Genomic DNA, 20,524 nt, shown 5'->3' with positions numbered 1-20,524 from the left:
ATGGTTATTCCTTGGTATTCTTAAAAATATGGATGTGCCTGATATTAAGGCCGCAAACAAAAAGAAAAGCTAAGATAGCAACAGGCGAAGTAGGCTCTGGAATATCTTTAATAAATACAATTGAAGTGGGACCATCTAACCCACCACTACCTGGAGGCACAAAGGCGTTAATAAAATCTCCTGTTTTTGCATCATAACGAAGAATATTATTAGTGTCAAAACTATTTACATATAATTGACCATCAAAGCCAAATTGAGTTTCTACAGGACGACTCAACCCACCACTACCATTTGTAACAAAAGTATCAACAAATTCTCCTGTTGTACCATTGTAACGAGAAACACTATTAGCCCCAGGATTTGCAACGTAAAGATTACCGTCTGCTGCAAAAGTAAAATCAGCAAATCTGTCGCCTTCCTTCCCTGTTATAAAAGTATCAATAAATGCTCCTGTTTGACCGTTATAACGTAAAATATTGTTATCAAAAACATTAGCCACGTACAAGTTATTATCATACCCAAAACCAAATCCGACTGCCCCAAATATTCCACCACTACCAGGCGCCACAAAGTTATCTATCTTAGCACCATTTTTACCGTCATAACGTACAATTTTATTTCTACTTTGAGTTGTACTTGAACTTGAAAGATATAAATTACCATCTTTTCCGAAAGCTAAATCTTCTGCGAAGTCTAATTCTTTATCGTTTATAAAAGTATCTATAAATGCTCCTGTTTGAGGATTGTAGCGTAAAACACTATCAGTCCGAATGCTAATAACGTACAGTAATCCGTCTGAACCTATAAGCATACCTGATGGAGCGTTTAACCCACCGCTACCTGAAGGAACAAGAGTATCAATAAACTCTCCTGTTTTATCGTTATAGCGCAGGATGGAATTATTTCTAACGCTAGAAACTAACATCGCTGCTTTTGAATTTGGCGCCGTCAATCCTAAGAATGCGATAGCTATTGCACAAGTTCGACCAATTGCAAAACTAGCGCTTGTTATGATAGCTACTTTATTTTTAAACATTGTACTAAGTAAGAAACAACTTTTTATTGTGACAAGATTAAAGTTAATGGGAATTATTTTAGAGACGTGCTTGAAGTGTCGGTTGCGTAGTTAAGAAAAGTATTAGTACTTGTGTAATCAGGAGCATCACCACAACGCCATTCGGCATCTTGGCTTTGAGCAATAACTATGCCTCTATCTTGTATCCAGAGTGGTTGAGATGTTTGAGTCATAAGTATCGTAATCCATATGGTACTAAAAAAGGCACAAAGAGTACGCTAAAGCGCTCTTAAAATTTAGCTTTGGTTATTAACCAATATATAGCACTTGCAATTCCTAAACTTAACCCCAAACGTATAGATACCCCAAACATTACACTCATATTTCAGCGCTTTACTAAATTATAACTTGACTTCTCCGACAACAGGTTGAGAAATTAAATATTCTAAATCAACACGCTTTAATAAATTACTCCAATCACTGGGTAAACTATTGTTTTGTGGTCTAATAGGTTGGTGTTTCGCTAATTCGGTTACAGCTTCATACCAAATATGATTTTCATAATATATGGTAAAGCGCTGCTCTGGTGTCCTAGCTGCTGCTAATTTTCTTTCTAAATCAGAATTGTTTGCTATACGTTGTATCCATCCTTTGACAAATAATGGTTCGGATAACTTCTCAGGAGAGCAGTAAATTTTGAAAAACCACTGGTACTCTTGATTAATTTGTAACGGTTTTGCCTTCCCTAAGCTAACATTAACTATCCCCGGCGCCTGTGGTAAGGTAAAATTTGTGCGGTAAACATCATTATTTTGTTTATCTTGTAACACAAACTCTCCAATAGCTATATTCTTAGATTGGTAAGGAACAAAAATCCAAAATTGAGGATACTCTGCCATTGTTAAACCTTGATTATTCACTGGTATCAAGGCAGTAAGTGGTACATTTACTTCGGGACAGTCACCACGGCTTCCAGTAGCTGTTCTACCACTTGGTCTACCGCGTCTGGAACCATCTGTTTCAGTTCGTTTTGGTTGGGTTGTATTGAGCTGTGCTTGAGCAGGTAGAAAGTTGCTCATCCACAATACTAGTGCAAAAGCAATCGTGTATTTAGACTTAATATAATTTTTTACAACACTCATGGTTAGAAAATCTTGTCACGCTATATACTCAGTAGTAGCGAAAAATCCAAATTATGCATGATTTACGTATGATTTTTCTCAGATATTACTTATCTTTACAATTATTTATTATCGAAAAGTGTTTAGTATATATAGTCACAATTAAATAACTACCTGAAAAAGCAAAAACGGCTGGTATGCAAGGTATCCAAAGACCTTGTATTAAAAATAAAAGACATAAGCTATATAAAATTCCATAACCAAGAGTTAAATGAATTACTAAGTACCATTGAGATTGAATTTTCCAAGCTATTAAACACCCTATGATAGACCAACACCACAACCAAACAAATTCGCTCCATTTTGGTAATACCCATAATAAAGGGCGATTATCCAATACAGCGCTAATAATTTGACTAACCATATGGGCTTGTACTACTAGCCCAGTTGTTTGTTTGTAAGGTAATTTATTAGTACTATAAGGTGTAAGCCAGCGTTGATCATTAAAGCTTTCTGCTGTTGTGCCAATTAAAACGATACGGTTTTTTACGGTTGCGGCAGTAAGTTGATTATTTAATATGTCGCTAATTGTAACTTTTTTTATGAAAGGGTTAGAGGTGCGCCAATTAAGTAAAACTTGATAACCTCGACTATCTATTTGATGATAACCACCGCTATTTTCTTCTAAACTTTGAAAAACTTCTTTACCAATTAACCAGTTATCATCAGAATTTAATGTTGCTTCTATTCCTTCAAATTGTAAATAACGAGTTGCAACGCGAAAACCGAAAGATTTATCTGGTTTACACTTAACAGCTACGTTAGTCGCAGGCGCCATAGATAATAATTGACGACGAATAACAGTATCTACATCAGTAATTATATCGCTAAAACTAAGATTTTGTAAGGGGACTTCTGGTGGCGGTGGAACTCCTGGGTCTGTTTCATCTTCACCTGATTTACAAACAGTAATAAAGCGGTTACTTTTTTGCAACGCGCTCAAGTTCTTATAGTCTTTAGAAATGGAATTCTCACGATAAATGTCTAAACCAATTACACGAGGATTAAACTGCTGTAACTTTCCTATCACCCTATCTAAAGTTCTTTCAGATATCGATGCTCCCCTCCTTTCGTTTACTGGTTGAGCTTGCACGTCTGCTTCTGTAACAGTTACTAATAAAATGCGATTGTCTATTGGTTCTATGGGACGCGCGCGCATTAGCGCATCGAATGCATTTAATTCCCATAACTGCCAAAAACCCAACATTTTTATCCCGAAAACAAAAGCAGTTACTGCTAAACCAGTACTTAAAACAAAAGAATTTACTGGACTTGGAGTAGATTTAGTAACTAATTGACTCCAAGTTATAGGTATAATAGCAGGATTTTGACAAATTACTGGTATCCAACTTGCACAAGGAAACTCACTTTCTAAACCTTGTAGTCTTTCGCTTGCTTGTCGCATCGCAATATACAGCGACTCACCTGCTGTAAACGCTTCTAAAAATTGCTTTAAAAATGATTGCGCTACTACATCTGGTACAGGTTCACGCATCACAATTATTTGCCCAATATTTAAAGATAATAATTCTTTAGCTAATCCTAAACCGTCGCAACAATTAAAAATTGCTAATTGCAAACCCCGTGAAATAGCAGTTTTCAACGCATTTTTTAACTGAGTAATAGTTAAACTCTCAGTTTGATTAATATAAATTCTACCTGTTTTACATTCTAAACTACTTGTACCGTGCCCCGCAAAAAATAAAATATCCCAACCATGTTGATCCCACAAATATTTATCTAACTCAAATCGTCGTGGTTGTACTAAAAATACTATTTCCGTTCTGGGTAACTGTTCTAATATTTTTCGGTCTTTTTGTATATCAATTCCTTCACTATTACCCAAAATTGCTAAAATTCTAACTTTACCAGTAGAAACTTTACGTTCAGATTGTACTAAGTTTATCTCCGACACACCAAATGCTAAAACTGCATTTTGATAATCCTCAAAGAAATCCCATAAATGCCAGGGAAGTCTAATAACTTCATCATCCCTTGCTTGTAGAATTATTCTAACTTCATCTAGATGATGCAGTTTTGTTCGTAACTTTTGTTCGATATTACGGAAAGACTCAGTTTTTAACCAGGTATTAATTTCTTGACATAAATCTTCACATAATAAGCTAAATTCAATTGAAGAAACATTTGTTACATCCTCCGAATCAATCTCTATTTCTTTTGGTTGAGACGACCTTTTAGAGCGACCCGTATAAGATAAACTATCATGCAATAATTGGTAAAGTAAACACCAGCGTTTGTAAAGTTCAGCTAGTTTTGGTGAAGCTTCTAAACTACCTGTAAATTGTATCGGAACCCTACTGCTAGAGTCATACAATTGAGCTGTCACACTAGCGAAACCTTGATTTAAATCACCTTTTCCTAAATTCAACACGACTAATTTAGTCATGGTTATTCACTGACAAACTGTTTTAACACAAAGTCTTCTGTGATAGTAGCATAACCATGAACCACTTGTATAGAAAAATTTATCTCCGCGAGAGACTTAAATCTTTTCAATTGAATATAGTGGTCATAACTTCTCGATACTGACTCTTGAAGCACCTCTCCTCGTGATGATAGTAAAACTAGTTTAATTTGAGATGGCAAATAATTATTATCATTTGCAGGATGCAATTGCACACAAATGCTATATCTGTCATCTATCTTTGGAGATATACCTACTAGCAGAATAAATTTAGAATTGTTTAAATTCATTCCTAAATCAATTAGCTTGGCGCCTTTAATTAAGACTTCATTTAATACCATATCTCTTCTAAATTGAACAGTTAAACTTTTACCTTGTTGACTTAATAAAGTATCAAGTGCGTACCAACCATTAATAAAGGCATTTTCTAACCATTTGCATAAGTTAGTTTCAATCTTCAAATTCTGAAATTGTTTAATCTGACTATTATTGAGACATTGTTGGTATAAATCTTGACGTAACTCATCAGATGACAGTAATATTGACCACTCTTCAAACGGTACACCTAAGCGTAGGACATAAGAGTTGGTATGCAAATGTTTACTAAGTAACTGTTCTATATATGTAACTGATAACTGAGGTAGTGGTTTAAATTCTAGTTCCTGCCACGGTAAAAATTTTTGTGCTACCCACATTACATTAATATCAGCAACTAGCTCTTCCCTACTCAGACAATAAACCTTATCTGCTGAGTCGAAACAAGCTTTTTCTCGAATTTGTTGATGACTAGCACATCCCCAAATTCGTAACCATCCTTCATCTAAATTTATTTGAACAGCCAAATAATAACGTGCAACCCAATTAGGAATATCAACCCATTCTTGAGGAATATAAAAATGACTTATATTGCTTTTGTCGCTGGGTATTAATACAAGTTTAGTTTCATCTACAGTTATAAGTGTACCATTAACAAATTCCCAAATACTATCTAAATTTTCAACTAGAGGCAAAACTTTATAAATATTTTCAAAGTCAGGGTCTCCTTTTAAATAACTTAAAAAAGTATTTAAAGATAAACAATTTAAAAACGCATTCCATCTTGTTACTTCGCATGAGTAGCAATCTTGATTAGACAACATCCATGCCTCTTCTTTTTGCTGTTCAGACAATTTTAACCACAAATGCTCTGAATAAATTACACTTAATTCATTAAATCCAAGTACCATTTTTGTCTCCTTAGTATTTTAGAGAATAACTTTTAGCCTTCAACCATTCATCTACAAATATAGTGATTTTATCTTCGACAGATTCTAAGGAATTGCTACGTAAAGACATCTCTTGTTCTAATTGGTCAATAAAACCTATAATAACTCTATTTTTTATATTTGGGTGTATAATTGCTTGATTGTTTTGTTCATTTACTCTAGCATTATTCTCCTTTTTTAATTCGCTAATTATTAATTCTAAACAATCATTCAATATTTTTTGTATATACAATTGTAAGCATTCATCTAAAGCCTCTTTAATGTTTTCAATATCCTTTTCATTATTGAGAGGCATATCAGGTTCTACTAACTGCCATTGCATCAAAAAATCTTTTAAGATATTTCTATTGTACTTGGCTAATTGACGAGCGACTTGATACTGTTTTTGTAAATCGCAATATTTATCTTTCAAAATATTTGCTACCTCAGATTGAGTTAAGCTGAACCCTTTACAAAGTTTAATCATTATTTGTCCAGCTTCTGGCATCGATAAAAAAATTTGAGATAAAATAAATAAGACTTGCTCCCATCTTTCTTCTTGTATAATATTATCTAATATATTTGTTTGAAAGCCATGTATATTCTCATAGTCATCCAAAGGTGTAAAACGTTTAGTACGATATTCTCTTGCTACTTTTATACAGGTTGATAGCATTTGTTGAATTTTTTCTTCCGATGCTGGAATCGCAGAAATATTCAACTGTTGTAATCGGAGGTTGTAGCAAAAACAAATTTGTTTAATTTGCTCTGAATTTGGGGAATTTAAAGAGCGGCTACTTTTCAATTTATTAGAAGAATAAACGTCATCAAAGCATTTCCATGCAATACAATATAAATCAATTTCTTGCTGAGTTATACCATGCCAAAGAAAAGCCGTTTTTAATTCTATTTTTGTTAAATCTTTTAAAAGACCGTAATCACTATATTTTAAAGATTTTGTTTCTATATCTTGAGAATATATTGTATTTTGAATAAAATGTATAAGTGTTTTTACCGCATAACTATTTATGTTATTAGAGTAATTTAAATTAAAATTTTTAAATAATTTTGATGGTTTGGCACCTATACAAGCTATTTGGAAACATTCTTCCAAAGGATACTTATATCTAATCAAAGTAAATTTTTTATAAACTTTATATGCAGCCCATAAGCAAGACTCTTGTAAATATGCAAATAAGTGCTTCTCCGCTTTTAAAGAATAGTCTCGTGAATTTTCTAATTGATTATCTTGATAAATACAATTATTTAGCAATGATTTCTCTTTTTCAACTTGTGGCACCTGGAGTATGCTTTTAAGAAAATATAATGCCCAAAATTGTTCCTTTGCTTCACAGTCAGACTGCCTTATTTTCTTTATATGCCTCTCTAACTCTACGTCAACTTGCCAAGATACAGAGGTAATATTATCTGCTTCTGTAAATTGAACAAATGTTGAAAATTTTTGGTTAATACTATCACGCTTTTTCATAATTATATATAAAGTGTAGATTTGAAAAGCCAAAAACGGTTGAGTCTTTAAAAGCCAACTCAAGCACTTTGCTATTCGGTCAACTGTTCTACCTAAGGTGTTAATTTTGTTAAGGTTTTATCCTAAATAGACTATACATTTTTTACAATGAAGTCCTATTGGTTATACTCAAAGTCAACATCCACAAAGCTCTACTTATCTATGGGCGGAACTAGCAGTCAATTATGCAATAATGGGAAAAGTTTTTGAGTAACTATTTTTAGTACCAAGTAAAGCGTATGTACTATATTTGCTTTGGTAAAATGATATTCGATTAACTCACATTTTGCACCAGGGTTAGAAAACTTTCATCTAATGAGCAGAAAATTGCTGTGCCTTTATCACACAAGCAGAAGATGATAACTGTTTCAGATGTTCTATCTAGTATTCATATGTGTAAAATTTACGCATTTTAACTTACAGCATATTTCGCGTTTATGCGATACATGTAGAGACCGAACATGTAAGGTCTCTACAAAGTTAAAAAGCCCGGTTTCTAAGCCCTAATACGAGAAATCGGTGTGTTAAGCTATTTGCCTTTGCATCAGTTGAGCAAACAACCCTGTTTCTAGGGCAAGTTCGGAAAAAGTTCCTTGTTGTATGATGCGACCAGCTTGAAGTACGTATATGCGGTTGGCTGAACGGATAGTGCTGAGACGATGGGCAATAACTATTCGCGTTACTTGCAGTTTATCTAAACTTTCACTGACTATTGCTTGGGTTTTATTGTCTAAAGCACTGGTTGCTTCATCAAAGAGTAAAATTTTTGGTTTTAGTGCTAATGCGCGCGCGATAAGCAAGCGTTGACGTTGCCCTCCCGAAAGGTTATTACCTCCTTCACTAACAATTGTGTGCATATCCATTGGCATCATCGCTATATCCGAGGCAAATCCTGCCATTTCTGCTGCTTCCCACGCTTCGTCTAGTGTAAGATTGGCGCCACCTGCAATATTATCAAAAATAGAAGCCGATTGAAGGTGACCATTTTGTAAGACTACACCCATTTGTCGGCGCACCGCTTCGATATCTAATTTGGACAAGTCTTGACCTGAGTAGTAAATATTACCAGAATCCAAGTTTTCAAAACCTAGTAGTAGTCTTAATAAAGTTGATTTACCACTTCCAGAAGTGCCGACAAAAGCAATAAACTCTCCAGGTTCTACAGAAAAACTAACGTTATCTAAAACTAGCGGTTTATCTTGAAGATAACGAAAACTAACGCGCTCCATTGCAATTTTACCAGTAAGTATACCTGGATTGCGTTTATTAGAATTTACTTCTGTTAATGTTTCGAGAATTGGCAGAGTTCGCTTCCATTCGGGTACTACTTGCAAAGTTTCTGTAAGTGTGTTGCTTAATTCAGAAGTTCCTTCAATAAAGGTATCAAATGCTGTATTAAAAGCTAAAAAAGTACCAATAGTAAGTCCGACACTGGATGATTGCGACGGCGCCATCATTTGCACTGTAAACCAAAATAAGGCAGCATTTGTTAATGTCGGGATTACTGTATTTATAAGTGTAACGGAGTCTTCGACTTTTTGCTTACTAATTTCTAATTTTACTTGGCGACTATATTTTTTACTCCATGCTGCAAAAGCACGCTCTTCTGCTCCAGCTACACGTAATTTAGATATTCCATTGATTAACTGTACTTTCTGTCCAAAAATATCTCCTTCTAATTCGAGTAGTGGACGTACTTTATCGAAAAGCATTACACTACTCATAATAATGATAATAACTGTAACTACAGCTACAAGTACACCAATTATCGCTAAATTTACATTATAATAAAATAATTGCCCTAAATAAAATAAAGCAAATAAACCAGTGATTAGATTTACTAAAGTACTACCACTAAGTCGGCGCCGAATATTATGAATCGATAAAACTCGGTTGTGAAGGTCACCTGTAGTGTACTGTCGAAAAAAAGATACCGGAAGTCTCAGTAATCTATCCCATACAGCTGCTTGAGCAGAGACATCAGATGCTGTTTCTACACGCAGAATAGCAAACCCTTGGATTAATTTAAATATTGTTGTTGCAAAGGTAGTAACTAATAATCCCACTCCAATTTGCATTATTAAATTTTTGTCACCATCTGGAATGGCGTTATCCATTATAATGGCAGTTGCTTGGGGTGTTACCATTCCCAGTAATACGGCGCCAATACTAGTAAGTAAAATAATTACTAAATCTCGACTACGACCAAAAAGGATAAACTTAAATAAATCTTTCGCGTTGAGAACTTGATTTGGTAAAGAGCGATAAAATGTATACGCTACAGGTGATAAAAGCAAAGCTCTACGTTCATTTACAGTTGCACGAGTTTGCTCTATTGGGTCAAGCATTTGGTAAGAAGTTGGAGAAACTGGGAGCAAAGCTATTGGTCGGTCGTCTTCGCTTGTAAAAGCAACCATTGCTCCACAGTCGTTTTTCCACCAATTTTCTTGCAACAGCACTCGTCGCATTCGCACTTTTGAAGCTCTAACTATTGCTTCGAGAGGTTCTTTTGTTTTTAGCTCATCTAAACTAGCAGGTGGATGAATATTTATTCCTAAAGCTTTCCCGACGGCACCAGCAACATATAATAATGGAGAATCGTGTGTTTCTGCTAAAAAGGAGTTTTGTTTTTCGTGATTGAGAGAAGACGCTAATTCTTCTAAAGCTTGTTTTGTGACTTGACGATTAAGATGTTCCCGTGCTTGTAAACGTTGTATTTCTTCTAGCGCTTCTTGCTGTTCGACAAAATCAATACAATCAAAAAACTCAATATGAAACTGCGCTAATCGTTCAAGCAACTTCTGAATGTTGTTACTTGTCAAATCAATGTTAAACTTAAATTCATCATTAAGCGCAGCTTTACATTTATTACACCAAACTTTAACTAAGGTACTTAGGTTTTGATAATGATTTATATTTTGAATATTTACTTTAAGAAGTTCTGCTGTCCCAATTGGTACCGCTAAAATCTGACGGTGTTGATTATCGCTGTATTTTAAACTTCCAAACAGCGCTTCACCTGGGTTACAGCTAAATAAATAACGGCGATTTCCTTGAATAATACCATTATCAACAGTGACGACAAATAAAGAAATGGAACCAGATTGAATTTGCCAAAGTGCTTGTGGGTCGTTTAGAAGTATCGGTTCATTACCTTTAAGTTGATATAACTGCTCTTGTAATTCCATCTTATAATTCCTCCTTACTGAGTGCTTCACCTTCGGTACGAATTAAGCTTGAGTATGCACCATCTAACTGCCAAAGTTGTTCGTGGGTACCTTGTTGCACAACCTTTCCATGTTCAAGAACAATGATTTGGTCACAGTCTCGGATAGTGCTTAATCGATGTGCAACAATTAAACAGCTGCAACCCCTCTTTCGTAAATTCTCGTCAATAATTTTTTCGGTTTCTGTATCTAAGGCACTCGTTGCTTCATCCATAATAAGTATTGAAGGGTTGTTAACCAAAGCACGAGCAATTTCTAACCTTTGTCGCTGACCTCCACTCAAATTTGCTGCATTCTCAATCAACTCGGCATCGTATCCCCCAGACATTGCACAAACCACATCATCAATTGCCGCATCTTTACAAGCTCGAATTATATTCTTTTCTGATACGGTTGTATCCCAAAGAGTTAAATTGTCTCTAACAGTTCCGCTAAACAGCAAAATTTCTTGCTCGACCAAAGAAATGGAGTTAGTTAATATATGATGTTGTTGGCAAACACTATTATCAAATAAAATTTCTCCAGACCAAGGTTGATAAAGTCCAGATACTAGTTTAGCAATAGTAGATTTTCCTGAACCGCTGGTGCCAACTAAAGCAACTCGCTGTCCTGGTTTAATAACAAGATTAAAATTTTCAATTAAAGGAGATTCTAGGTGATTAAAGCCGAATGTGACGTTTCGCAGTTCAACATATCCTTGTAATTTTGGTCGTACAGAGTAAGGTGATAATTGACTTTGCTTACCTTGCTCTTGTTCTAAGCTCAGGTTTCTTTGCTCAACTTGTGAATCGATTGGGTTACATAAAATATCATCCAAACGAATTAAATTACTTTCTAGTTCTTGCAGGGTTTTACTGAAGCCAACAAGATTATTAATTGGGCTTTCAAAGTTTTGTACAAGTCCTTGAAAAGCTACTAGCATTCCGATACTCATATGTCCACTCATCACTCTCCAACCGCCAAAAACGATTAGAAGCATAGATGAGAGCGCGCTCAAAAGTCTTGGTAATGCAGAAAGTATCTGGTTTATACTTTCCAAGTCTTGTTGTGAATTAATTGCTTTTGTATAATAACCTGACCACTTAGAAAAGAAATCTGATTCTAAACCTGATGCTTTTAGTGTTTCTATACCTTGGAGAGCAGCTATAGATGCTCCCGATGCTTTGCCTTGTTCTTGCTGTAATAATTGATTTGCATCTACACGCTGGCGCCCAATCCATTGTAATGTTAAAAAATTTATAGCCGCAAAGCTGACAATGACTAAGCTAAGTAGCCAATCGTACTGAAACATGACAAGCGTGTAAAAACATACCATTACTGAGTCAATTACTGTGGTTGCAACCTTTCCAGAAAGTGCGTCAGCAACTTCATCGTTAAGGTTAGTACGGTCACTGATTTCTCCAGAAAATCTTTGGTCATAAAAACTTATCGGTAAACGCAGTATATGCCACAAAAAACGACTCGACATTCCCACACATAATTTACTTTTTAGGCGCCGTAAATGTCGTAATCGTAGTTGCACTAACCATCCTTGAACTATTGCTATGACAACTAACCCTACTAGTAAAGGTCGTATCCAATGATGTTGTCCTTTCACCAGAATTTCATCTACAAATACCTGGCTGAATACTGGTACAGCAAGTCCAATAATTGCTAAAAAGAATCCTGCAATTATACAGTAAAGTATCGCCGCAGTGGCGCCTTGTAAACGTTGCCATAAGGATGTTAATATATTAGTCTTATATCCACCTTTAGTAAACTCAAAGCTGGGTTGCATCGTCAGTACAACTCCAGTATATCCAGAATCAAATTCCTCTAAAGGTATACTTCGGCGCCCGTTGGCTGGGTCATTTAAATAAACTCGTCGGTTAGAAAAACCTTCAACAACTAAAAAGTGATTGAAGTTCCAAAACACTATATAAGGAAAACGTAAATCTTGAAGTTGGTCTAGTTCTTTTTTGAAACCCCTTGCTTCGAGTCCATAATGCCTCCCAGCTTTCAGCATATTAGAAGCTTTACTGCCATCGCGAGAAACACCACACTCTCGACGTAATTCGGGTAATGGTACTATTTTACCATAGTAAGCGAGTATAATTCCTAGGGCAGCGGCGCCGCACTCAACAGCTTCCATTTGTAAAATAGTAGGAGTAGTAGCTCGCTTAGGACATATAAGCAATTTTTGCAAGTACTGCCACATATCAGTAGGCGCCGTAGTCATATTAGTATGTACCACTTGCAGACCTCAATATTGGTAAAATATAGCTGATAGGAGATGATTCTTCAACCTTGACTCGAACGCTAGCAGTTGTACCAGAAGAAAGTTTTAACGTAGGTCCAGTAGAAGAAGACCACTTGTAACCGCTTGGAGTTGCAGCATCTATATCTAACTTGACAAATACTTGTATTACTCCATTTTGCTTTTGACCTACCATACCCTCTACTAACTCAGAGTTACCAACAACACTATTTGCTTCCTCCCTAGAAACAGGAAAAGAAGAAACAGACGTAACAGTACCAGATATACCACCAAAACGTTCTCGTTTAACAGTTTCAGGTGTAATTTGTAATTTCATTCCTGGTTGAATTTTCTTACCCTCGGCAACTGGGAAATAAGTTACACCTACCAATTTGCTATCAGGATTTCTTTTGTCTATATTTCCTAAGCGAACCCCTGAGTTAACTAATTGTCCTGGTGCAACAGTAAGTTCTAAAATGTGTCCAGAGTGTTGACTTATAATCTGCTTATTATTACGTATTTGCTGTTCAAGTTTAATAATCTCTCGCTCTTGCTCTAATATCTCATTTTTGCGGATATTAGCATTTTGTAAATTTTGTTGATTATTAGTACTAAAATCAGTATCTAAACGTTTTAACTGAGCTTGTAGTTCAGCGATTTCAGTCATACTTTCGTGATAAGTTTTTTCTTGTTCAGCTTCCTTTATATCTAATTCCTTCAACTCAGATTGCAGAGCTAATATTTTTTCTGTATTTTCTAAATAGTTTTGTTCTGCATCTAAAACAATATCCCTTGTAATAGCTCGTTCCTCCTTAAACAGCTTTTTGCGAATATCCATTGTTTGCTTCAAAGACGAAGTTAGCGTTTGAGCTTCTTGGATACGTTTTTGCAAATTTTGGCGTTGTACTGTTATAGTACTATCACCTTTATTTTTGAGCATAGGTGTCAGAGATTGAATTTCTCGAATCCGCATCTGAAGATATTGACGCTGTTGCTGAATCGAGTTTTTATCCTGCTGAGTTTGCATTCTTTGCAGAGTAGTAACAGCTTGCTCTTGTAACTTTAGCTGCATTAGTTTATTTTGCTGCTGTAGTAATTGTTTTTGTGCTTCCGATTGGTCAATAGTCGCGATAATCTGTCCTTTCTTGACCACATCTCCAACTTTTACATTTAAACTTTGTAACATGCCTGTAGTCGTTGATTCAAGTGGCGCCACTCGAGGGTAAATTAGTACTCCTTGACCCTCAACAGTAACGGGAATGCGTCCATAAATACTCCAAACAGCACCAGCTGCAACTAAAGAACCCAGAGCAAACAAAGATAGCCGGCTTTTAGAGTTAACAACCTTCATCAACTGGTCTAGTTTCTCAGGAGAAGCTAAACGGTCTAATGACTCTTTTCTAAATAAATTACGTTTTTGGTATAGCATTTACTTATAATTTTTTGTTTAGATCAGCTATCCATTTTAGACTGTCCCCAAAATCTAAGCTATCCTAAATCTTTTGACATCACTCATAAATCTTTAGATATCTGTCATGAGTCGGGCACGAAGCATCTAGCACGAAGCATCTATTAATTATTTCGGTCAGACATCGAAAGAATTTGAATTGTTAGATTGGTTCGATGTGACTATATTGGTAATTGTGAAGCGGACATCACCAATTCACGATGGGCAAACACAAAAGGAACAAAACAATGTCTAACGAACAATTAATGCAAAATGAACTCGAAAAAGCGATTTCGTCAGTAGATAACGTTACCACCGACGAATTATCTAACGAAGAATTAAACGACATCTCTGGTGGTATTAGAAGACGGAGATGCGTCGTAAAGAGCAATATCGGCTCAAGACAAGATCGTGTATGTACTAATCGCTCTCGTCGTTTTCAAGGAAATGATTTAGACTAATACCGATTTTCTGTGAAGCTGCATATTAAGTACTGACGCAAAAATATTTATACTCCAGCAAGGAAATTATTATTTAGCTCAAACCCCTGCTAATAATAGGTTTTACTCGATTAGTTTCGTGATAAAAAACATCTAATTAATTTTGCGTAACTACTTATTTGCTCTTAACCCGCCAACACCCTACAAGGGTGTGGCTAATGCAGCAAAGCCCACCTACGTGGGCTTTTTAGCTCAAGTAGGTGGGCTTAGCTCATATCTTGCACCTGGAAATTTGAATGTCAATTCCTTGACTAAGTGCTAGTTCTCTCAAACGTTCAATATCTTGTAAAAGAAGTAACACTACCAAATGGGGAAATATAGTTTGGAACGCAATTTCTGCAGCTTCTCCCCAATCAGGTATGGTATCGGAGGCGCCTGATGTTGATAAATAAGCCCAGTGCGCTAAAACATAAGATATAAGGGATAAAACCAACCAACGATAGACTCCTAAGAGGCTTCCTTGCCCAAAACGGTGTAACCCAAACCGATGTTTTGCCGTTTTAAACCAACCTTCTATTTGCCATCTTCGTTTGCCCCACCAAGAAATGCTGCTAGCTTTAAGAGCTTTGGTAGAAATGACAAATCGCTTTTCATATTTACCATCATGACGTTTAAAATAATACCAAGAGATATAGACAGGAAATTTCAAACCCTGAAGGTAAAGTTGCTGTCCTCGTTTGTGTAATTGAGCAACTGTGCGTCCATCGACTAACTTACGAGTACAAGCTATACCAGCAATTATATGAAATTTTTTCTCTCGAACACTGTGTATAAATTGAATACTACCAAACCCTGTATCTACTAGAACCATTACCTCTTTAAAGTGCTTGGTTAATTTTTTCGGCTGCATATTTAACCATTTTTAATCCTAGTCTTGCTGGGGATGTGGCGCCCTTTCCCCGCCAAACACGGAAATTCCAGGGCACTCGCCATCTACCAACCACTAAATACACCACAACCAAATGTAAACCTCGTTTTCCGTGGTACACACTGATTAAGTTTTCGCTTTTCCTTAAATTTCCCAAATTTCTCCAAAGTTGTCAGGTCAATAATAACTTGTAAAAATGGTTGGCGCCCCAACGATCTCTCAGACAAAATCTCCTTGATAATACGGTTACGGGCAGTGCGAATCACGCCTCTAGTTGACCAATTGTAAATATTAAGAAATCTGCTCAAGGCGCTGGCTGACTTACTTTTACTGTGTTGGGGTAGGAGATAACCCTGTGCTTCTAAAAACATTCCCAACATCGCCTCAAGGTTTTCTTGTTGGTAAATAGAAGGCATTAATGACATCAAAGTGTAAACTAGATTTTGTCCCGCGCCTAAGAATTGAAACCATTTTTCTTGCTTATTCTTATAAACTTCAACGCCCTTTTTCTCATGTTTTGGCGCCATATTGCAAATAAAATTCATCACTACTCACTACTGTAAGTATTTTTGTATCTAATTTCCCGACTCAATGGCGCCATTATCAAATCCAAATTTCCGCTCTTAATTCCGTATTAATATGGTGTCCTCTAGTCAAAAATATATTCATATATACTTAAAAAATAAAATTATATTCTGGTTATAGTTTTACCATTTCTAATTGGCTTTATACGGGTTTTTACGTTAGGTGCAAGATATGAGTTAGTATCAATAGCTTTACATGAATAGGATGTGAGCGATATTAGGTAGGTGCTAAATGCCTAAATACTGCAATCACAAATTCACTAAATTAAACAAAAAAAGAACAAAACAATGTTTAACGAACAATTAATGCAAAATGAACTCGAAAAAGCGATTTCGTCAGTAGATAACGTTATAACCGACGAATTATCTAATGAAGAATTAAACAACATCTCTGGTGGTATTAGGAGAGATAGATGCCTTGCAAAAACAAGAGTCACAGGACAAGCTCGTGCATGTGTCATGCGCTCTCGTCGTTTTCAAAAAAATGATTTAGACTAAGGCTTTTTCACTCCAGATTCATCATTCGAGTGCTAAATGCCTAAATACTGCAATCACAAATTCACTAAATTAAGCACAAAAGGAACAAAACAATGTCTAACGAACAATTAATGCAAAATGAACTCAAAAAAGCAATTTCGTCAGTAAATAACGTTACAACCGACGAATTATCTGATGAAGAATTAAACAACATCTCTGGTGGTTTTAGGGCACAATCATGCATCCAAAAGAGCGCTAGAAAAGGAAACCCAGTACGTCGTATATGTCTTGGGCGCTCTCGTCGTTTTCAAGCAAATGATTTAGACTAAGGCTTTTTCACTTCAGATTTATCATTCGAGTGCTAAATGCCTAAATACTGCAATCACAAATTCACGATGGGCAAACACAAAAGGAGCAAAACAATGTCTAACGAACAATTAATGCAAGACGAACTTCAAAAAGCTATCTCCAACGTTGATGAAGTTACAACCGACAAATTATCTAATGAAGAGCTAGAATTAGTTGCAGGTGGTGGTCGTGGTCCGGAAAGTCAGTGTTTAATAGGAAGCAAAGTACGTCGATTTACCCAGCGAACCTGTGTGGCGAGAACTCGTCGTTTTAAAGGAAATGACTTAGATTAAGGCTTTTTCTAATAAACTTCTCATTCGGGTGCCAATACTGCTCGGTTAAGAATAAAAACCCCCCCAACCCCCCTTATTAAGGGGGGCTAAAAGCTTTATAAAGTCCCCCTTATTAAGGGGGATTTTGGGGGATTAATTCTAATTAAAAAAGCTTAACCGAGCAGTATTGATTCGGGTGCTACACGTTTTAATACTGCAATACAGTTTGTTTAATGAGCAAAAAATAAATTGCTTCCGAGGGCAAAAGTTTTTCACTTAACCGAAAACTATTGCAGTATTGCTAATATCTGGTTAATTTAATGAGCCAGGTTTTTATATGTTTGGTAGCACAACCTTAAGAAGAAATAACCATTTCAGCTATTGATGGTTTATTTTATAACTGAAACTTAATAACTATTAATTATTTCGGTCAGACATCGAAAGAATTTGAATTGTTAGATTGGTTCGATGTGACTATATTGGTAATTGTGAAGCGGATATCACCAATTCACGATGGGCAAACACAAAAGGAACAAAATAATGTCTAACGAACAATTAATGCAAAATGAACTCGAAAAAGTGATTTCATCAGTAGATAAGGTTACAACCGACGAATTATCTAATGAAGAATTAAACAACATCTCTGGTGGTTTTATGAGAAGCAGGTGCGCCCAAACGAGCGCTAAAGTAGGACCGGCACGTCGTATATGTGGCCAGCGCTCTCGTCGTTTTCAAGGAAATGATTTAGACTAAGGCTTTTTCACTCCAGATTTATCATTCGAGTGCTAAATGCCTAAATACTGCAATACAGTTTGTTTAATGAGCAAAAAATAAATTGCTTATAAGAGTTAAAATTTTTGATTTAATAGAAAAGTATTGTCGTATGTTTTATACCTGGTTTATTAAATAAACCAGGTTTTTACATATTAGGTAGCAAAACCTTAAGAGGATGTTTGAAAAGTCGGCAATTGAGTAAAAAAGCTTTCAGGGTATAAGCTGTTAATTAAGAAACTTCCAATTAAATAAATTGCTTATAATGGCAAAAATTTTTAACTTAACTCCTAACTTGCACATTCAAAAAATCCATATATGATAAGGGTCCCAAAAAATGTGCTAGTTTTATATTTTACTGGAGCGTTTGCGGCGCCAGTCGGAGGCTCACATCTTGCACCTTGAACTTATTGAGAATGAAAAGGCTTGTAATGCTCATTCTTGCGTAGGGTGGGCAGTGCCCACCTTACCCTTATTGAGAAGGTGCAAGATGTCAGCCTCTGACTAGCGGACGGGAGCCGCAAGTGATATATATAAGAAACACAGGAAATTTAAGGGAAATTTGAGAGCTTGAGACTTACAATTAATAGTTACCCTGACAGTCAAAACCGTGTTAACAGTGGTGTTAATTACGCCCGTATGTCAGCCTGGTTCTGAGTGAAATTGGTGAATTTATTGGTGAAGTGACTATTAAATTGTCACTATCCCGTGCGCGGAGATTAGATTTGGACACCTCACTCAGGTCGGGGTACATAAATACTCTTAAAAATGTAGCTGCAATGACGGAGGCTACCATGAGCAGAAAACAATTGCAATCAAAATCACCAAGTTCTAATTTACCATTAATTAACGCAAATGCAGCAGGTATAGATATTGGTGCAGACAGACACTGGGGAGCGTGTTCCTACAGATAGACAAGAAGACTCGGTACGCAGTTTCGGCTGTTTCACTGCTGATTTGTATGCAATGGCAGACTGGCTAAAGGCTTGTCGAATTGAAACTGTAGCAATGGAATCAACAGGTGTTTATTGGATACCTGTGTTCCAAATTCTGGAAAGCAAAGGCTTTGAGGTTAAACGATGTTTTTGCTCATCACGTTAAAACTGTACCAGGGCGCAAAACTGACGTACGCTTATTGCCAGTGGCTGCAACAGCTACATACTTACGGGTTGGAGCGCAGGTTCCCAAGCGTCCAGACGACCAAATTTGTGTTCTTCGTAGTTATATGCGACAACGGGACAACCTGATTAAAAGTGCTTGTGTCCACGTACTTTGAATGCAAAAAGCTTTGACTGAAATGAACATACAATTGCATCGAGTTATTAGTGACATTACGGGCACTACTGGTATGGCAATTATCAATGCGATTGTTTCCGGTGAGCGTGACCCAAAGAAATTGGCGCTCACTAAAAGACGAACACATTAGAGCAAGTTGTACGAGTATCGCTGCTGCTTTAACTGGAGATTATCGACCAGAACTTGTGTTTATTTTGTCACAAGAGCTAGGACTGTATAAATTCTACCAGACACAAATAACTGAATGTGATGCTCAAATCGAGGAGTGTCTAGCTCAATTCATAGATAAAGTAGACGTTAATATTAATCCTCTTGGCAAACCAAAACGTCGTGGCAAAAAGCAACCAGGAAATGCTCCTCAGTTTGATTTACGTACCCATTTATATCGCATTACTGGTGTAGACTTTACTCAAATTAATGGCTTTGGAGCTTTAACTGTTTTGGTTATATTATCTGAAGTTGGGCTAGACCCTTCTCGTTTTCCCACAGTCAAACATTTCACTTCTTGGCTGGGGTTATGTCCTGGTAGTCGCGTGACTGGTGGTAAGGTTAAAAGTTCGCGCGTCTCGCCCTGTTGTCAATCGGGCAGGAAGATGCTTTTCGCATGGCAGCACAAACACTTTGTCGTAGCAATTCTGCCTTGGGAGCATTTTACAGACGAATGCAATCTCGCATGGGGGCACCAAAGGCAATTACTGCGGCTGCTCACAAACTAGCACGTATTTTCTACCGTATGCAGGACATCAGCAACAGCTTATGTAGACCCAGGTGTTGATGTTTATGAGCAAAAATACCATGAACGTATGGTAAACAACTTAAAGAAGAAAGCTCACGATGCAGGGTTTTGATCTAGTTGCTCAACCTACAATCAGTGAGGAACAGTGCGCTGTATAAGATGCTTTTATTACCCTAGTAGATAGGAGCATTACTTAAAAATCAACGTATAACTAAGGGTACGGTTTAACTCTCAGTTACTTAGTGCATTATCAAAACGTCATATAACGCGCTGTTTTTTGAAAATCAAGCGTGACAATTACCATGAAAAATTAAGCGCCAATTTTAACCGTTACGCCCTTACCAAATCTTCAGCGATGGGATGTGTTTC

14 protein-coding genes and 2 pseudogenes are annotated in these 20,524 nt (G+C 36.4%); 6 read left to right on the top strand and 10 right to left on the bottom strand.

Going from position 1 to position 20,524, the window contains the following annotated elements:
• Positions 1-4: 4 nt before the first annotated feature.
• The 9 genes from DSM106972_RS04275 to DSM106972_RS04240 form a co-directional block, all read right to left on the bottom strand.
• Complete coding sequence (locus DSM106972_RS04275) at positions 5-1,036, bottom strand: Vgb family protein (RefSeq protein ID WP_127079203.1); 1,032 nt, start codon at positions 1,034-1,036, stop codon at positions 5-7.
• A gap of 53 nt (positions 1,037-1,089) precedes the next feature.
• Entirely contained in the window at positions 1,090-1,248 is a 159-nt protein-coding gene (locus tag DSM106972_RS51160) for a hypothetical protein (RefSeq protein WP_158632763.1), read from the bottom strand.
• Positions 1,249-1,416: 168 nt separating this feature from the next.
• On the bottom strand, positions 1,417-2,157 hold the full coding sequence (locus DSM106972_RS04270; protein ID WP_127079201.1) for a DUF928 domain-containing protein: 741 nt from the start codon (positions 2,155-2,157) through the stop codon (positions 1,417-1,419).
• 85 nt (positions 2,158-2,242) lie between these two features.
• Positions 2,243-4,603 carry a CHASE2 domain-containing protein gene (locus DSM106972_RS04265; protein ID WP_127079199.1) on the bottom strand — a complete coding sequence of 787 codons (2,361 nt, stop codon included), beginning with the start codon at positions 4,601-4,603 and terminating at the stop codon, positions 2,243-2,245.
• Positions 4,604-4,605: 2 nt separating this feature from the next.
• Complete coding sequence (locus DSM106972_RS04260; RefSeq protein WP_127079197.1) at positions 4,606-5,847, bottom strand: DUF1822 family protein; 1,242 nt, start codon at positions 5,845-5,847, stop codon at positions 4,606-4,608.
• Between the two features lie 10 nt (positions 5,848-5,857).
• Positions 5,858-7,354, bottom strand: a complete 1,497-nt coding sequence (locus tag DSM106972_RS04255) for a sigma-70 family RNA polymerase sigma factor (protein WP_127079195.1) — start codon at positions 7,352-7,354, stop codon at positions 5,858-5,860.
• A gap of 563 nt (positions 7,355-7,917) precedes the next feature.
• Positions 7,918-10,581, bottom strand: a complete 2,664-nt coding sequence (locus DSM106972_RS04250; protein WP_127079193.1) for an NHLP bacteriocin export ABC transporter permease/ATPase subunit — start codon at positions 10,579-10,581, stop codon at positions 7,918-7,920.
• 1 nt (position 10,582) lies between these two features.
• Positions 10,583-12,817, bottom strand: a complete 2,235-nt coding sequence (locus DSM106972_RS04245) for an NHLP family bacteriocin export ABC transporter peptidase/permease/ATPase subunit (RefSeq protein ID WP_127079944.1) — start codon at positions 12,815-12,817, stop codon at positions 10,583-10,585.
• A gap of 22 nt (positions 12,818-12,839) precedes the next feature.
• Complete coding sequence (locus DSM106972_RS04240; RefSeq protein WP_127079192.1) at positions 12,840-14,285, bottom strand: NHLP bacteriocin system secretion protein; 1,446 nt, start codon at positions 14,283-14,285, stop codon at positions 12,840-12,842.
• Between the two features lie 266 nt (positions 14,286-14,551).
• Here DSM106972_RS04240 and DSM106972_RS04235 point away from each other — a divergent pair, with 266 nt between their 5' ends.
• Positions 14,552-14,764, top strand: a complete 213-nt coding sequence (locus DSM106972_RS04235) for a hypothetical protein (protein ID WP_127079190.1) — start codon at positions 14,552-14,554, stop codon at positions 14,762-14,764.
• A gap of 304 nt (positions 14,765-15,068) precedes the next feature.
• Here DSM106972_RS04235 and DSM106972_RS04230 read toward each other — a convergent pair.
• Positions 15,069-16,129, bottom strand: a pseudogene (locus tag DSM106972_RS04230) (transposase); the annotation flags it as partial.
• Between the two features lie 414 nt (positions 16,130-16,543).
• Here DSM106972_RS04230 and DSM106972_RS04225 point away from each other — a divergent pair.
• The 5 genes and pseudogenes from DSM106972_RS04225 to DSM106972_RS55660 all read left to right on the top strand — a co-directional run bounded on the left by DSM106972_RS04225 (position 16,544) and on the right by DSM106972_RS55660 (position 20,267).
• The gene (locus DSM106972_RS04225; RefSeq protein WP_127079188.1) at positions 16,544-16,753 is read left to right on the top strand and encodes a bacteriocin; all 210 of its coding nucleotides are present in this window, start codon (positions 16,544-16,546) and stop codon (positions 16,751-16,753) included.
• A gap of 92 nt (positions 16,754-16,845) precedes the next feature.
• Positions 16,846-17,061 (top strand): bacteriocin, encoded by a 216-nt coding sequence (locus DSM106972_RS04220; protein ID WP_127079186.1) that lies wholly within the window; start codon positions 16,846-16,848, stop codon positions 17,059-17,061.
• A 93-nt stretch (positions 17,062-17,154) separates the two neighbouring features.
• Complete coding sequence (locus DSM106972_RS04215) at positions 17,155-17,373, top strand: hypothetical protein (protein ID WP_127079184.1); 219 nt, start codon at positions 17,155-17,157, stop codon at positions 17,371-17,373.
• A gap of 519 nt (positions 17,374-17,892) precedes the next feature.
• The gene (locus tag DSM106972_RS04210; RefSeq protein ID WP_158632762.1) at positions 17,893-18,105 is read left to right on the top strand and encodes a bacteriocin; all 213 of its coding nucleotides are present in this window, start codon (positions 17,893-17,895) and stop codon (positions 18,103-18,105) included.
• An 812-nt stretch (positions 18,106-18,917) separates the two neighbouring features.
• Positions 18,918-20,267: pseudogene (locus tag DSM106972_RS55660) on the top strand (IS110 family RNA-guided transposase).
• Positions 20,268-20,524 lie beyond the last annotated feature (257 nt).

This window comes from Dulcicalothrix desertica PCC 7102, from assembly GCF_003991905.1.
Classification (GTDB): Bacteria; Cyanobacteriota; Cyanobacteriia; order Cyanobacteriales; family Nostocaceae; genus Dulcicalothrix; species Dulcicalothrix desertica.
Note: the sequence above shows the minus strand (reverse complement) of the source record. Positions and strands in the feature narration are given on the sequence as shown.